This is a genomic window from Enterobacter cloacae complex sp. SYL001 (assembly GCF_049237025.1).
In the GTDB taxonomy this organism is placed as follows: Bacteria; Pseudomonadota; Gammaproteobacteria; order Enterobacterales; family Enterobacteriaceae; genus Enterobacter; species Enterobacter intestinihominis.
In genome coordinates, this window is record NZ_JBMKJI010000039.1 from 15757 (window position 1) to 29888 (window position 14132).

16 protein-coding genes and 1 tRNA gene are annotated in these 14132 nt (G+C 53.0%); 7 read left to right on the forward strand and 10 right to left on the reverse strand.

Translation table 11 applies throughout. From position 1 onward, the window contains the following. Positions 1 to 1083: 1083 nt before the first annotated feature. The 4 genes from ACOTZP_RS22550 to ACOTZP_RS22565 are packed head-to-tail and all read left to right on the forward strand — an operon-like array spanning position 1084 to position 2375. The gene (locus ACOTZP_RS22550; RefSeq protein WP_048218522.1) at positions 1084 to 1692 is read left to right on the forward strand and encodes a tyrosine-type recombinase/integrase; all 609 of its coding nucleotides are present in this window, start codon (positions 1084 to 1086) and stop codon (positions 1690 to 1692) included. After that, positions 1682 to 1882 carry a hypothetical protein gene (locus ACOTZP_RS22555; RefSeq protein WP_045623671.1) on the forward strand — a complete coding sequence of 67 codons (201 nt, stop codon included), beginning with the start codon at positions 1682 to 1684 and terminating at the stop codon, positions 1880 to 1882. The genes ACOTZP_RS22550 and ACOTZP_RS22555 overlap by 11 nt, the downstream gene beginning before the upstream one ends. A gap of 5 nt (positions 1883 to 1887) precedes the next feature. After that, complete coding sequence (locus ACOTZP_RS22560) at positions 1888 to 2085, forward strand: hypothetical protein (protein ID WP_045623679.1); 198 nt, start codon at positions 1888 to 1890, stop codon at positions 2083 to 2085. Beyond that, entirely contained in the window at positions 2067 to 2375 is a 309-nt protein-coding gene (locus ACOTZP_RS22565; RefSeq protein WP_022649298.1) for a hypothetical protein, read from the forward strand. The genes ACOTZP_RS22560 and ACOTZP_RS22565 overlap by 19 nt, the downstream gene beginning before the upstream one ends. Before the next feature lie 392 nt (positions 2376 to 2767). Here ACOTZP_RS22565 and ACOTZP_RS22570 read toward each other — a convergent pair whose 3' ends face one another. The 3 genes from ACOTZP_RS22570 to actS all read right to left on the reverse strand — a co-directional run bounded on the left by ACOTZP_RS22570 (position 2768) and on the right by actS (position 4595). After that, positions 2768 to 3136 (reverse strand): hypothetical protein, encoded by a 369-nt coding sequence (locus ACOTZP_RS22570; RefSeq protein ID WP_029497222.1) that lies wholly within the window; start codon positions 3134 to 3136, stop codon positions 2768 to 2770. Positions 3137 to 3700: 564 nt separating this feature from the next. Continuing rightward, a tRNA-Gly gene (locus tag ACOTZP_RS22575) sits at positions 3701 to 3774 on the reverse strand. Between the two features lie 80 nt (positions 3775 to 3854). Next, the gene (gene actS / locus ACOTZP_RS22580; protein ID WP_038416673.1) at positions 3855 to 4595 is read right to left on the reverse strand and encodes an amidase activator ActS; all 741 of its coding nucleotides are present in this window, start codon (positions 4593 to 4595) and stop codon (positions 3855 to 3857) included. A 163-nt stretch (positions 4596 to 4758) separates the two neighbouring features. On the opposite strand from actS, the gene idi reads away from it, so the two are divergent. Continuing rightward, positions 4759 to 5301, forward strand: a complete 543-nt coding sequence (gene idi, locus ACOTZP_RS22585; RefSeq protein ID WP_032676492.1) for an isopentenyl-diphosphate Delta-isomerase — start codon at positions 4759 to 4761, stop codon at positions 5299 to 5301. 48 nt (positions 5302 to 5349) lie between these two features. Here idi and lysS read toward each other — a convergent pair whose 3' ends face one another. The 5 genes from lysS to xerD form a co-directional block, all read right to left on the reverse strand. Continuing rightward, complete coding sequence (lysS, locus tag ACOTZP_RS22590; protein ID WP_271074883.1) at positions 5350 to 6867, reverse strand: lysine--tRNA ligase; 1518 nt, start codon at positions 6865 to 6867, stop codon at positions 5350 to 5352. A 9-nt stretch (positions 6868 to 6876) separates the two neighbouring features. Beyond that, positions 6877 to 7975 (reverse strand): peptide chain release factor 2 gene (prfB, locus tag ACOTZP_RS22595; protein WP_096147815.1). Its coding sequence is split into 2 segments (ribosomal slippage): positions 6877 to 7899 and positions 7901 to 7975, totalling 1098 coding nucleotides; the frame shifts between segments, so codons are not numbered across the junction. A gap of 90 nt (positions 7976 to 8065) precedes the next feature. Then, positions 8066 to 9799 (reverse strand): single-stranded-DNA-specific exonuclease RecJ, encoded by a 1734-nt coding sequence (gene recJ, locus ACOTZP_RS22600; protein ID WP_171936124.1) that lies wholly within the window; start codon positions 9797 to 9799, stop codon positions 8066 to 8068. A 5-nt stretch (positions 9800 to 9804) separates the two neighbouring features. After that, the gene (gene dsbC / locus ACOTZP_RS22605; RefSeq protein ID WP_271074884.1) at positions 9805 to 10518 is read right to left on the reverse strand and encodes a bifunctional protein-disulfide isomerase/oxidoreductase DsbC; all 714 of its coding nucleotides are present in this window, start codon (positions 10516 to 10518) and stop codon (positions 9805 to 9807) included. 28 nt (positions 10519 to 10546) lie between these two features. Beyond that, on the reverse strand, positions 10547 to 11443 hold the full coding sequence (gene xerD / locus ACOTZP_RS22610; protein WP_003863442.1) for a site-specific tyrosine recombinase XerD: 897 nt from the start codon (positions 11441 to 11443) through the stop codon (positions 10547 to 10549). 101 nt (positions 11444 to 11544) lie between these two features. Between xerD and fldB the strand changes: the two genes are divergently transcribed. After that, complete coding sequence (gene fldB, locus ACOTZP_RS22615; RefSeq protein WP_023306886.1) at positions 11545 to 12066, forward strand: flavodoxin FldB; 522 nt, start codon at positions 11545 to 11547, stop codon at positions 12064 to 12066. A gap of 1 nt (position 12067) precedes the next feature. Here the strand turns inward: fldB and ACOTZP_RS22620 are convergent, their stop codons facing one another. Both ACOTZP_RS22620 and sdhE read right to left on the reverse strand, forming a co-directional pair. Next, positions 12068 to 12478 carry a protein YgfX gene (locus ACOTZP_RS22620; protein WP_022649305.1) on the reverse strand — a complete coding sequence of 137 codons (411 nt, stop codon included), beginning with the start codon at positions 12476 to 12478 and terminating at the stop codon, positions 12068 to 12070. Continuing rightward, a complete protein-coding gene (sdhE, locus tag ACOTZP_RS22625) occupies positions 12459 to 12725 on the reverse strand; it encodes an FAD assembly factor SdhE (RefSeq protein ID WP_003863437.1) in 267 nt (88 codons plus the stop codon). The genes ACOTZP_RS22620 and sdhE overlap by 20 nt, the downstream gene beginning before the upstream one ends. 294 nt (positions 12726 to 13019) lie before the next feature. Here sdhE and ygfZ point away from each other — a divergent pair, with 294 nt between their 5' ends. After that, on the forward strand, positions 13020 to 14000 hold the full coding sequence (ygfZ, locus tag ACOTZP_RS22630) for a tRNA-modifying protein YgfZ (protein ID WP_032626101.1): 981 nt from the start codon (positions 13020 to 13022) through the stop codon (positions 13998 to 14000). Positions 14001 to 14132: the final 132 nt, after the last annotated feature.

Genomic DNA, 14132 nt, shown 5'->3' on the forward strand with positions numbered 1-14132 from the left:
TGAACCAGCGATCAGCGGGTGAATGTCGCATGAAAAAGTATCTGCTCATGATCATCCTGCACAATGATGTATGTTCGAGGAATACGAGAACATAAGAGAGATAATTAATAACCTTAATTTAATTAAGGGTAGTTAGTAGTTGGTTTGTGTCAGTGAGTGAAGCGAACATGACAAGTTTCTCTACAGGAAAACCTCTTCTCAACAATAACTTTCAGTAGAGGTTACTTTCCTGTATAGCTATCTCCCATGCGCGTGATCAGCGCATACCAAATTGTACAGTCCACTTTATGGAGAATTAACCCTCCATCAATCCTGATTACGTGTTAATAGCGAATACTCGCCTCCATAGCGCCGGAAAAATCCCACGCTAATTACATTCTAAATACCCGCTAAACCCCAGGTAAAGCGATGCTTAATCTATTCTAAATAACCCGCCTGTAACGTTCTCTGAGCGCCTTTCTCACTTTCGAAGTATCTTTCATCACTTATACGAAAGCCTTGCGCCGTGCGGCTCACAGCGATCATTGTCCACAATGTACACTTTCATGATAGGTGCAATATACTTAAAGACTTTTTGTGTTCTATCAAATTTATTTTAATCGCGATTATTCCATGCCGAAACCTTCCAATTCATTAGCATTCTAATCATTTCTTGGTGCAATCAACTCAGGTGAGAATTATTATCATCTATCGTGCGATATCGCCCAGCTTCGATACACTTTCGTAAAGTGTATTTTGTAACTATTTGATTTTATTCAATCAGTACACTTTTCCATCACTTCGCCGTGCAAACAGGGGTAACTCCCCGTCATCGAAAATAAATTTCTTGACATAACCACCGTTTCATGAATCATTTATGAAATTACATTTATTGTTATTTTTCAATCAGTTACAGATATTCGGTGCTGACGGACAGCAGAATTGGGGCGGCCTTGATCACGCCGTTAAGCAACTCAAGCAACCGCGCATACCTTTTGATCATTTCGTGCTCTTCATAAACAAATGTATCGTGCAACATATTGAAAATGATCAATTTCTGATCAATTATGATTTCAACGAAACGAACAAGAGGAGGGATAAAGAATGGAAGGTATCGCAGTTGCGCTTAAAAGCGCGGAGGACGTGAAAGCAGTGGCGGCAGAGCTACGACGCAATACCAGAACAAACCTGTTCTACTGTGCATGGGTGATGCAGTATGAGAGCGCATTACGTATCTCTGACCTGTTAACCCTCACCTGGTCACAATTCAGTGCAGGGAAAACGCATATCGAGGTGAAACAGCAGAAATCTAAACGAAAGGCAGATCCTAATAAGAAGGTGAAACCGCTCCGTATCAAGATTACTGACACCATGCGGAAAATCGTAGAGATGCGGAGAGAGGAACAATCCACTATGCCTGTGAAGACGGATTTCATCTTTAGCAAAGGCGATCTCCGTAGCAGAGGCAACGCCGTAACTCGTAACACTGTGTTCACTGAGTTCAGCAAGATCGGGCGTAGAGTGGGATTCTCTAACGTAGGGTGTCATACCCCGCGAAAATCAAAAGGGCGAATTTTATTCAGTGCAGGTGTGCCGGTTGAACAGATCGCCCTTCTCCTGGGTCATGCTGATCCACGGTCAACGCTCTTTTATATTGGTTACACGCTCGAAGTAGGCGACGAATTGACAGAGGAGTTTAGCCTTGAAATCTAAATATCTTGTGCTGACGCTGGCACTACTGCCAGCCCTGGCAAATGCCGGACAAATAACCCTTGTTCTTAGTGACGAACAGGAAACAGACAACGCGCGGATTTGCGTTTATAGCAACGCCAATTATACAGAGACAGTGACGATCAGACCGTCGCAGCAATGCCGCTACACAATGACCTTTGAAGAGGAGTAATGAGTATGGAGATTATAGAGATGAACGAACACACAACCGCTTTCAGCCCTATTAAGAGCGAAGAAGAATTGAAATTCGCCGTAGCATTTTTGGACATGTGGCAGAGAAGCCAGGAGCACGGCGTGAACTTTGAACAGGTGTTGAAAGATGCAATTCAACAAGCAACACCGAACGAGGATCGTAAATGGGTGAGTATCAAATGACTAACAGTTACGGATTGAAAACGCCTGAACAATGGCAACAAGAAAGTATTCTTGCCCTGCTGTTTCATTACGACCACGTAGAAGCCTGTTTCATGGCAGATGCAATCAAGGTGTTACCAGAAGATCACGACGTGAACAGAGCGGAGGAGTATTTAGAAAGCCTGATAGAATGGCTGGCTGGTAACACGGACGAAAGCGAAATGAGAAAGGCTATCGAGTGTTACAGCGTCAAAGGCAGCGAAGAGCAAACAGAATTTTTCTTAGGTGCAATTCTCGGAGATGAGTATTGAAAAAGGAAGAAGAGCTAATCACCAGCTTTATCTGGTGTGGTGCTACGGTGTGCGTTTATACGCAGGTAGTGAAGTTTGCAGGGACGACGATACAGCGTCATCTGTTACCGAGAAATTTACGCAATGCTGTTAATAGTGCTGTGCAGGATGCTGAGAACATCCCACACAGCGATCCGACAAACAACAAACCACCACGGAGTGTTAGGAATGCCAGACCATCAGATCATAACAATGAGCCTTCGATTACTGCAAGGGGAAAGCAGGTACGCCAGTACAGGAAAGGCTGATATACGTATTCGTGTTCCGGCGATGAAAGGTAGCCAACTGAAAGCCTTGCTTGATTACATACGCGCGTTGAAGTGAAGAAGCGGGGGGCGAGTTGCCCCCTGACCTTATGCCTTGATTAGCCATTTAGGAGGGATTTCGAGCCATTTCTGACTCTCTTCATCGTAGAAAAATACATCATCTACACCGTGTTCAATCAGATTCACTGGTTTCTCACCTATCGGGAGAGACAACTCCTCAATAAGAACAGCCAAAACACTATTCACCTGATCATTGCCATCCCAGGCAACATTTTTTTCCATGTGTTTTCCATGAAATCCATAGCGGATACGTAACTGCTTGTTGGTCATTACCATCCCCCTACTGTTTGCATTGTCTTGGTACATTGATTCAACAAAATCTCGTTGCTCTCCAGTCAAGGCGAGTATCTCCAACAAAAGAGTTAACTCCCTTCGTATTGATTCCTTATCTGACATACCCACCCTTGAGTGATTAAGATTAATCTCAGGTTATACAGGGTGCAAAAATTGTGCAACTAACAGATTTTGGACAATAGAAGCCTAATGCCCGTTGGTGGTAAGACAACACGCGGAGCCGTTAGGCGACAACATCAGGGATATGTCAGACAGTGAAGTTTATCAGGATGACCATGTACCCGAAGGAGCGAGGCCGAACCGCTGGCAGAGCCTACATATCGTTTGTAGGTACGAACACCACCATAAACCTGTTTATTCCCTGCAACGTCATCGCGACGTGTGGCATGTGGGAGCATCGGCAAAAAATGCGCTTCACTGTAAGGTTATGAGAAGTGCGATCCGTCGCTGCCTGGTGTAGGCTTTGCGTTCATTGTTGGGCTATCGCGGTAAGAACTTGAAACCACCGCCGACGATTGGCTACACTCTCATTTCACCGAGTAACCATTCGTGACAAGTGTCAAAGTAGTGAACTATGGTAGAACGCCTAAGCATGTTAGTAAGCACTACTGCGTAACATGCTGAAAGAACCGGAGTTTTTCGAACGGTTCCACAAGGGGAGAGTTCTGGAGCGGGCGAAGGGAATCGAACCCTCGTATAGAGCTTGGGAAGCTCTCGTTCTACCATTGAACTACGCCCGCTTTGAGGTGCGTAAGGCATTATAGACCTTACGCCTCTTCATACAAGCCTTTACCCTACTAAGTGGCGATTAAATAATCACTTAGCACTTCGGTTTACTGCCCTGCGCCGGAAGATAACGCTGCGGATCGATGGCCGTGGCCTTATAGCGAATCTGGAAATGCAGCTTCACCGTATCCGTCCCGGTACTGCCCATGGTCGCAATCTTCTGCCCCGCCTTCACGTTCTGGCCATTATTCACCAACATCGTGTCGTTATGCGCATATGCCGTAATGTAGTCCTCACCATGCTTAATCATGATCAGGTTACCGTATCCACGAAGCTGGTTACCGACATAGACCACCTTTCCGGCCCCTGAAGCGTAAACCGGCGTGCCGCGTGCGGCAGCGATATCAATACCTTTATTGCCCCCTTCCGAGAGCGAGTACGGCGCAACCACTTTTCCGCTTGCAGGCCAGATCCAGCAGCGCTGACCGACCGGCGGCCAGGATGATTTAGGCACCTGATAGGATGGCGTCACTTTGGCTGTTTTACGCGTTGAGGACTTTTTCCCTGAGGAGGAACCGCCGTTAACCTTGAGCTTTTGCCCTATCTCAATGGTATACGGTGGAGAGATATTATTCAGGCGCGCCAGCTCCTTCACGCTGGTCCCCGTGGCACGTGAGATGCGGTAGAGCGTGTCCCCGCGCTTAACGGTATAGACGGCACCGGAATAACTGCCCATATCCGAAGATTTACTCCCCGAGCATCCTGCTACAAGTAGCGTCAGCGTCAGGCAGAAAACGGCAATGATCGGGTTTCTCGTCAGGCTTCCTGCAAACAAAACAGCTCCTCGGTCAGCGTGAATGGCGCACTATGATAGCAGCCCAAACTGATGCGGGTCATGCCCTTTTCCGCTCTGTGGGCCAAACCGTTTGCATAAGAATGCAGTATAATAATTCCGCTGATGGTGCTGAACCATTAAGCATTATGGCACTGGAGCATCAATGAGTATTCAAGAACACGTTATTTTGGTAAATGACCAGGGAAAGGTGATTGGCACTCAGGAGAAGTACGCCGCGCACACGTCACACACCCCGCTTCACCTGGCCTTCTCTTCATGGCTGTTTAACGCTAACGGAGAATGTCTGATTACCCGGCGCGCCTTAAGTAAAAAAGCCTGGCCCGGCGTGTGGACCAACTCCGTTTGCGGACATCCACAGGCCGACGAAGCGACAGAGCAGGCGATTATCCGCCGCTGCCGCTTTGAAGTCGGGGCCGAAATCATAGACATCACTCCCGTTGCCCCGGAGTTCCGCTACCGTGAAGCCGACCCTTCAGGGATCGTTGAAAACGAAATCTGCCCGGTCTATGCCGCCCGCGTAACGAATACCCTCGCAATCAATAGCGACGAAGTGATGGAGTATCAGTGGGTGGAGCTGGACGCGCTCTTCCGCGCGCTGGACGCCACACCGTGGGCATTTAGTCCGTGGATGGTGCAGGAAGCGAACACTGCGCGCGAAAAACTCAGCGCTTTTGCGGCGCAATAAAAAAGCCCCAGCGATAAACGCACGGGGCTTTTTTTACGTCTTAACGGCTTATTTCACCGGACGCATCGCCGGGAACAGGATCACGTCGCGGATGGTGTGGCTGTTGGTAAACAGCATCACCATACGGTCGATACCAATACCCAGGCCAGCCGTCGGCGGCAGGCCGTGTTCCAGCGCGGTTACGTAGTCTTCGTCGAAGAACATCGCTTCGTCGTCGCCTGCCGCTTTCGCGTTAACCTGATCCTGGAAACGCTGCGCCTGATCTTCTGCATCGTTCAGCTCGCTAAAGCCGTTACCGATTTCGCGGCCACCGATGAAGAATTCGAAGCGGTCAGTGATTTCCGGGTTCTCGTCATTACGACGCGCCAGCGGAGACACTTCCGCCGGGTATTCGGTGATGAAGGTCGGCTGAATCAGGTGCGCTTCGGCCACTTCTTCGAAGATCTCGGTCACGATACGGCCCAGACCCCAGCTCTTCTCAACCTTAATACCGATGCTTTCAGCGATCGCTTTCGCAGAGTCGAAGTTATCCAGATCCGCCATATTGGTTTCCGGACGGTATTTCTTGATCGCTTCGCGCATGGTCAGTTTTTCGAACGGCTTGCCGAAGTCGAACACTTCTTCACCGTAAGGGACCTGCGTGGTGCCCAGAATATCCTGCGCTAGGGTACGGAACAGGGATTCGGTCAGCTCGATCAGATCTTTGTAATCCGCATACGCCATATAGAGTTCCATCATGGTGAACTCTGGGTTATGACGTACGGAAATACCTTCGTTACGGAAGTTACGGTTGATCTCGAACACGCGGTCGAAACCACCGACCACCAGACGCTTCAGGTACAGTTCCGGCGCGATACGCAGGTACATGTCCAGGTCCAGGGCGTTGTGATGGGTGATGAACGGACGGGCAGAGGCACCGCCTGGGATCACCTGCATCATCGGGGTTTCTACTTCCATAAAGTCGCGGTTAACCATGAACTGGCGAATACCGGCCATGATCTGGGAGCGAATTTTGAAGGTCTTACGGGATTCATCATTAGAGATGAGATCCAGGTAGCGCTGACGATAGCGCGCTTCCTGATCCTGCAAACCGTGGAACTTGTCCGGCAGCGGGCGCAGGGCTTTGGTCAGCAGACGCAGCTCGGTGCAGTGGATAGACAGTTCACCGGTCTTGGTTTTGAACAGTTTACCTTTAGCGCCCAGGATGTCGCCCAGGTCCCACTTCTTGAACTGCTCGTTATAGATGCCTTCCGGCAGGTCGTCACGAGAGACATACAGCTGAATGCGGCCGCCAACGTCCTGTAAGGTCACGAAGGAGGCTCTACCCATGATACGACGGGTCATCATGCGGCCCGCCACGGACACTTCAACGTTCAGCGCTTCAAGCTCTTCGTTCTCTTTACCGTCGAAGTCTGCGTGCAGTTGGTCTGAGGTGTGGTCACGACGAAAATCGTTCGGGAACGGCACGCCCTGCTCGCGCAGCGCTGCCAGCTTCTCGCGGCGGGTTTTCAGTTCGTTGTTAAGATCGACTACCGCGTCAGCGCCCTGTGATTGTTGTTCAGACATGTTGGTTCCTCATAACCCTGCTTTCAAACTTGCTTCGATAAATTGATCCAGGCTGCCGTCCAGCACCGCCTGCGTGTTACGGGTTTCAACCCCGGTACGCAGGTCTTTGATGCGGGAGTCATCAAGGACGTAAGAACGGATCTGGCTGCCCCAGCCGATGTCGGACTTGTTGTCTTCCATCGCCTGCTTCTCAGCATTTTTCTTCTGCATCTCCAGCTCATAAAGCTTCGCTTTCATCTGCTTCATGGCCTGGTCTTTGTTCTTATGCTGGGAACGGTCGTTCTGGCACTGTGTTACCAGCCCGGTTGGAATGTGGGTAATACGCACCGCAGATTCCGTACGGTTAACGTGCTGACCGCCCGCGCCGGATGCGCGGTAAACGTCGATACGCAGGTCCGCCGGGTTGATGTCGATATCGATATCTTCATCCACTTCCGGGTAGACAAACGCGGAGCTGAAGGAGGTGTGGCGACGGCCACCGGAATCGAACGGGCTCTTACGCACCAGGCGGTGAACGCCGGTTTCAGTACGCAGCCAGCCGTAGGCGTAATCGCCAATAATCTTGATGGTGACGGATTTAATACCCGCCACTTCACCTTCGGACTCTTCGATAATCTCGGTTTTGAAACCGCGCGCTTCAGCCCAGCGCAGGTACATGCGCATCAGCATGCTGGCCCAGTCCTGCGCTTCGGTACCGCCAGAGCCTGCCTGAATATCGAGATAGCAGTCAGCGCTGTCGTATTCGCCGGAGAACATGCGACGGAATTCCAGCTGCGCCAGCTTCTCTTCCAGCACGTCAAGCTCTGCCACGGCTTCGTTAAAGGTTTCTTCGTCGTCGGCTTCGACAGCCAGCTCCAGCAGCCCAGAAACATCTTCCAGACCCTGCGCCATTTGATCCAGCGTATCTACGATGGCTTCGAGGGAGGAACGTTCTTTACCCAGCGCCTGCGCGCGTTCAGGTTCGTTCCAGACGTCCGGCTGTTCCAGCTCGGCGTTTACTTCTTCGAGACGCTCTTTCTTGGCATCGTAGTCAAAGATACCCCCTAAGAACGTCAGAGCGCTCCGTGAGGTCCTGAATGCGGTTTTTTACCGGATTAATTTCAAACATGGTCTGTTTTCTTTTATGAGCTTGTCAAAATGCGGTGATAAGAGCGGGATTGTACCGAATCCACGCCCTTTTTTATAGAGATTACTGACGCTAAATTGGCCAGATATTGTCGATGATGATCTGAAGGGTGCGGTTACCGCGGAACTCGTTAATATCCAGCTTATAGGCCAGCTCAACCTCGCGCACGCCGTTGTCCGGCCAGATGGAGGTATCAACGTTAAAGGCGATGCCGTCGAGCAGCGGCCCGCCGCCGACCGGTTCCACCATCACTTTGAGATGGCGTTCGCCCACGATGCGCTGTTGCAGCAAACGAAAACGTCCGTCGAAAAGCGGCTCCGGGAACATCTGCCCCCATGGGCCAGCATCGCGCAGCATCTGCGCCACCTCCATGGTCATTTCAGCCGGAGAAAGCTCGCCGTCAGAAACCACTTCACCCTGCAACAGAGACGGATCGATCCACTCGGTGACCAGTTCGCCAAACAGACGCTGGAACTCGTCGAACTTCGCCTCTTCCAGCGACAGGCCTGCCGCCATCGCGTGGCCGCCGAACTTAATCATCAGGTTCGGATGAAGCGTGTCGAGACGCTCCAGCGCATCGCGCATATGCAGCCCCTGAATGGAACGACCGGAGCCTTTCAGCGTGCCGTCCCCGGCGGGGGCGAACGCGATCACCGGGCGGTGGAAACGCTCTTTAATACGCGATGCCAGAATGCCCACCACGCCCTGGTGCCATTCGGGGTGATACATCGCCAGCCCGCCCGGCAGGGTGTCACCGCTGCGCTCCAGCTTTTCGCACAGGGTCAGCGCTTCGGCCTGCATCCCCTGCTCAATCTCTTTACGGGTCTGGTTGAGTGCGTCCAGCTCACTGGCCAGCACGCGCGCTTCGCCGATGTTGTCGCACAGGAGCAGCGCAACGCCAACCGACATATCGTCCAGCCGCCCCGCCGCGTTCAGGCGCGGGCCGAGGGCAAAACCCAAATCGCTTGCCGTAAGCTTCAGCGGATCGCGGTTGGCAATTTCCAGCAGCGCCTTGATCCCCGGACGGCATTTGCCCGCCCGAATGCGGCTCAAGCCCTGCCAGGTGAGAATACGGTTATTGGTATCGAGCGGCACCACGTCCGCCACGGTTCCCAGCGCCACCAGATCGAGATACTCCGCAAGATTCGGCACGGCAATCCCGCGCGATTCGAACCAGCCCTTATCACGCAGCAACGTGCGTAACGCCAGCATCAGATAAAACGCCACCCCTACTCCGGCCAGCGATTTCGACGGGAAATCGCAGTCGCGCAGGTTCGGGTTAATGATGGCTTCAGCGTCTGGCAGGGTTTCTCCTGGCAGGTGGTGATCGGTGACCAGTACCGGGATCCCCAGCGCATGGGCATGATCGACCCCCGCATGAGAAGAGATCCCGTTATCCACGGTCATGATCATCTGTGCACCACGGGCATGGGCCTGATCGACCACTTCCGGGCTGAGGCCGTAGCCGTCTTCAAACCGGTTCGGCACCAGGTAAGCCACGTTATCGCAGCCCAGCGCACGCAGGCTGAGTACGCTCAGCGCGGTACTGGTTGCGCCGTCGGCATCGAAATCGCCCACCACGACAATCCGCGTCCCGTCACGGAACGCGTCGTAGAGCATTTCAGTCGCTTTTTCGATGCCACTCAGCGCTTGCCAGGGCAGCATGCCTTTAACGCTGCGCTCAAGATCGCTTGCCGTACGCACGCCACGGCTGGCGTACAACCGCTTTAACAGCAGCGGAAGCGTATCTGGTAAATCCGCGGTTTCAACCGCATCGCGGCGGCGCAGTTTTATCGGGGCTTTCACGCGAATTATTTACCACCCGTCTGTTTCTGGTGTTCGTTGAGGAACGCTTTCATCTCTTTTGGCCCCTGGTAGCCCGGCACCACATAGCCGTTGCTCAGCACAATGGCTGGCGTACCGCTCACGCCAAACTGTACGCCCAGCGCGTAGTGGTTAGCGATGTCGATATCGCAGGAGGCGGGCTTCACGCCTTTGCCGTTCATCGCGTCATCAAAGGCCTTGTTGCGGTCTTTCGCACACCAGATCGCTTTCATATCCTGCTCAGGCTGACTCTGCACGCCAGCGCGTGGGAAGGCCAGGTAACGCACGGTAATGCCCAGCGCGTTGTAGTCTTTCATCTCTTCATGCAGCTTGTGGCAGTAGCCGCAGGTGATGTCGGTGAAGACGGTAATGACGTGCTTTTCCTGCGCCGCTTTGTAGACAATCATCTCTTTTTCGAGCGCATTCAGGTTTTTCATCAGTAGCTGGTTGGTGACGTTCACCGGCTGCGCACCGCTCACGTCGTACATTGGCCCCTGAATGATGTGCTTTCCGTCTTCGGTCACGTACAGCACGCCGCTGTTGGTCAGCACCGTTTTCATGCCAGCCACCGGCGCTGGCTGGATCTCGCTGCTGGCGACGCCGAGTTTCGTCAGAGACTGTTTAATGGCGGCATCATCCGCATGGGCAAAACCGGAAACCGAAGCTGCCAGCAGGGTGAACAGCGCTAAAGACTTTTTCATATATGATCCTGTAACAATTCGTCGGCACTCACGCGCGAGGGTGGTGCTGTTGGTGTAGCTGCCGCAGGCGTTCCGTCGCGACATGGGTGTATATTTGCGTCGTTGAAAGATCGCTGTGTCCAAGCAACATCTGCACCACGCGTAAATCCGCGCCGTGGTTTAACAGATGCGTCGCGAAGGCGTGACGCAAAACGTGCGGCGACAGCTTCTCACTGTCAATACCCGCCAGTGTGGCGTAATGTTTAATGCGATGCCAGAACGTTTGTCGCGTCATCTGCTGCGCGCGCTGGCTCGGGAATAATACATCTATGGAGACGCCGTTCAGCAGCCACGGACGCCCGTGTTCCAGATACGTCTCCAGCCAGTAGACCGCCTCTTCACCCAGCGGCACCAGCCGTTCTTTGTTCCCTTTACCGATAACGCGCACCACGCCCTGACGCAGGCTGATATCGCTCATCGTCAGGCCCACCAGTTCAGAAACGCGCAAGCCCGTGGCATACAATAGTTCAAGCATGGCTTTATCGCGTAACTCCAGCGGAAGGTCAACTGCGGGCGACTGTAATAATCTCTCAACTTGCGCTTCGCTGAGATCTTTTGGCAGCCGCTGAGGTAGTTTAGGCGATGCCAGCAGTGCGCTGGGATCATCCGCGCGGATCTTCTCGCGGTAAAGGTGCTGGAACAGGCGGCGCATGGCGCTCAGCAGACGTGCGGAGCTGGTGGCTTTGTACCCCCCTTCCATCCGCTCAGCCAGTAACCCTTGCAGGTCATCGCTTTGTGCGCTTTCAAGCGTCAGACCCCGGTGCGCCAGCCACTCGACCAGCAGAGTGAGATCCCGACGATAGGCGCTAAGCGTATTTTCAGCGAGGTTTTTCTCCAGCCACAGCGCGTCGAGAAACTGTTCGATGAGTGCGAGATCCTTTTCCACATCAACCCCTATGGTTCTGCAATCTGGCCATTATGCCTGATTGCCATCGGTTTCTGGTACACTACGCGCAAAGTCATAGCAAGAATTGAGATAGTTACGCGATGAATATTGGTCTGTTCTATGGTTCCAGCACCTGCTACACCGAAATGGCGGCGGAGAAAATTCGCGACATTATTGGCCCGGAACTGGTGACGTTGCATAACCTGAAAGATGACGCGGTTGCCTTGATGGAGCAGTACGATGTGCTGATTCTGGGTATCCCTACCTGGGACTTTGGTGAGATTCAGGAAGACTGGGAAGCCATCTGGGATCAGCTCGATTCAGTCAATTTTGAAGGCAAAATCATTGCGATGTACGGCATGGGCGACCAGTTGGGCTACGGGGAGTGGTTCCTTGACGCACTCGGCATGCTGCACGACAAACTGGCCCCAAAGGGCGCGACCTTTATCGGCTACTGGCCTACGGAAGGCTATGAGTTCACCAGTCAAAAACCGATTATTGCCGACGGTCAGCTGTTTGTCGGGCTCGCGCTGGATGAAACCAACCAGTACGATCTTAGCGACGAGCGCCTCCAGAACTGGTGCGAGCAGATTCTGGGTGAGATGGCCGAGCAGTTCAGCTGATTTACTCCTGCGTCGGCTGTTGCACGATCAACCGGCGCAGATCTCGCCACTCCGCAGGATCCATACTGTCTGCTGCCAGCCACAGGTGCTGGCGACGATTGTCCTCGACCCGACGCAGCCGTAGCATCATCCCGGTGTTGAGCATCCACGGCGTCCCTATCATTTCCCACTCTTTTCCCTGCCAGCGCAGGCGAGAATCCATCAGCAGCTTAATCTCACCCTGACGGGCGTTGATTCGACGCTGGCTGCGCACGCTGTCAAACACTACAAACGACAGCAAAAGCAGCCACAGAGGGGTATAGCTTAGCGGCCACGGCACCAATAACACCATTGCCGCGACCAGACCGTGGAGCAGTAAGGACATCCACTGTGAGCGCCACGAGACGCGAAGATCAGATTGCCACAGGACCACGTTCCTGATTCCGTGTTTGAATTAATTGCACCATCCGTTGCAACTCGGTGTCGGCGGGCTTGCCGTGATTCATCAGCCAGTTGAATAAATCCGGATCGTCGGACTCAAGCAGACGGACAAACAGGCGCTTATCGTCATCGCTTAAGCTGTCGTACTCATACTCGAAGAAAGGCATGATGGAGATATCAAGTTCACGCATGCCGCGACGGCACGCCCAGTGAATACGGGCCTTGTTGTTAATATCCATGTTCTGTTTCCTGCATTACGTTTGGCACAGTCGGTATCCCGTTCGGTATTCATTATTGCTCTTCGGGAACACCTGCTAGTGTAACGTGTTTTTGACCGTTTCTTTACTGGAATATTGCGAACCTCGAGCAGGCTTCCTGAATAATCCTTATAAAGACAGCGGATTACACTATTTTGCGTAGCGCCACGCATAACCGCGTAATGGCACGAATGGCCTGCTGAAAGCGCTTGCATTGAATACAGTCTCTTTTACCATTAGGTATTATCAAAGCGTTAAGCAATTCAGGACATCACTATGGCATTTACACCATTTTCTCCTCGCCAGCCCGCCGCCTCTGCGCGTCTGCCGCTGACGCTGATTACTCTTGATGACTGGGCACTGGCGACACTGACCGGTGCAGACAGCGAAAAATACCTGCAAGGCCAGGTCACGGCGGACGTGGCGCAGTTGACTGAGCACCAGCATCTGCTGGCCGCGCATTGCGATCCAAAAGGCAAAATGTGGAGCAACCTGCGTCTGTTCCGCCGTCAGGACGGATTCGCCTTCATTGAGCGTCGCAGCCTGCGTGACGCCCAGCTTAAAGAGCTGAAAAAATACGCGGTCTTTTCTAAAGTCACCATCGCCCCGGACGATGAACACGTTCTGCTGGGGGTAGCGGGTTTCCAGGCGCGTGCAGCACTGAAAAACCTGTTTGCCGAGCTACCGGATGCCGGAAAACAGCTGATCAGCGAGGGAGAAACCTCCATTCTGTGGTTCGAACACCCTGCGGAGCGCTTCCTGCTGGTAACCGACGAAGCAACGGCGGAACGCGTCACTGACGCCCTGCGCGGTGAAGCACAGCTCAACAACAGCCAGCAGTGGCTGGCGCTGAACATCGAAGCGGGCCTGCCGGTTATTGACGCGGCAAACAGCGCGCAGTTTATCCCGCAGGCGACAAACATCCAGGCGCTGGGTGGTATCAGCTTTAAGAAGGGCTGCTACACCGGACAGGAAATGGTGGCGCGTGCGAAATTCCGCGGCGCGAACAAACGTGCCCTGTGGACGCTGGCTGGTCACGCCAGCCGTGTGCCGGAAGCGGGTGAAGATCTCGAGATGAAGATGGGCGAAAACTGGCGCCGTACCGGCACCGTGTTAGCCGCCGTCCAGCTCGATGATGGCCGCCTGCTGGTGCAGGTTGTCATGAATAATGATATGGAGCCCGACAGCGTGTTCCGCGTGCGGGACGATGCAAACACGCTCAGCATTGAGCCGCTGCCGTATTCACTGGAAGATTGATGCTGTATCGCCCGGTGTTGATATTCTCCCTCTCCCTGTGGGCTGAGGGATCCCCAGTAATTTTTTTATGCAGAAGCAATAAAGTTGCTTTCTAAATGACTGAGGGCTGTCAGCGATGCCCTGGTCCGGCTG

Coding starts and splice junctions, on each gene's coding strand:
- sdhE (WP_003863437.1), bottom strand. CDS start 12,725: ATGGATATTAACAACAAGGCCCGTATTCACTGGGCGTGCCGTCGCGGC.
- ACOTZP_RS22570 (WP_029497222.1), bottom strand. CDS start 3,136: ATGTCAGATAAGGAATCAATACGAAGGGAGTTAACTCTTTTGTTGGAG.
- lysS (WP_271074883.1), bottom strand. CDS start 6,867: ATGTCTGAACAACAATCACAGGGCGCTGACGCGGTAGTCGATCTTAAC.
- ACOTZP_RS22560 (WP_045623679.1), top strand. CDS start 1,888: ATGGAGATTATAGAGATGAACGAACACACAACCGCTTTCAGCCCTATT.
- fldB (WP_023306886.1), top strand. CDS start 11,545: ATGAATATTGGTCTGTTCTATGGTTCCAGCACCTGCTACACCGAAATG.
- idi (WP_032676492.1), top strand. CDS start 4,759: ATGAGTATTCAAGAACACGTTATTTTGGTAAATGACCAGGGAAAGGTG.
- ygfZ (WP_032626101.1), top strand. CDS start 13,020: ATGGCATTTACACCATTTTCTCCTCGCCAGCCCGCCGCCTCTGCGCGT.
- ACOTZP_RS22565 (WP_022649298.1), top strand. CDS start 2,067: ATGGGTGAGTATCAAATGACTAACAGTTACGGATTGAAAACGCCTGAA.
- dsbC (WP_271074884.1), bottom strand. CDS start 10,518: ATGAAAAAGTCTTTAGCGCTGTTCACCCTGCTGGCAGCTTCGGTTTCC.
- ACOTZP_RS22550 (WP_048218522.1), top strand. CDS start 1,084: ATGGAAGGTATCGCAGTTGCGCTTAAAAGCGCGGAGGACGTGAAAGCA.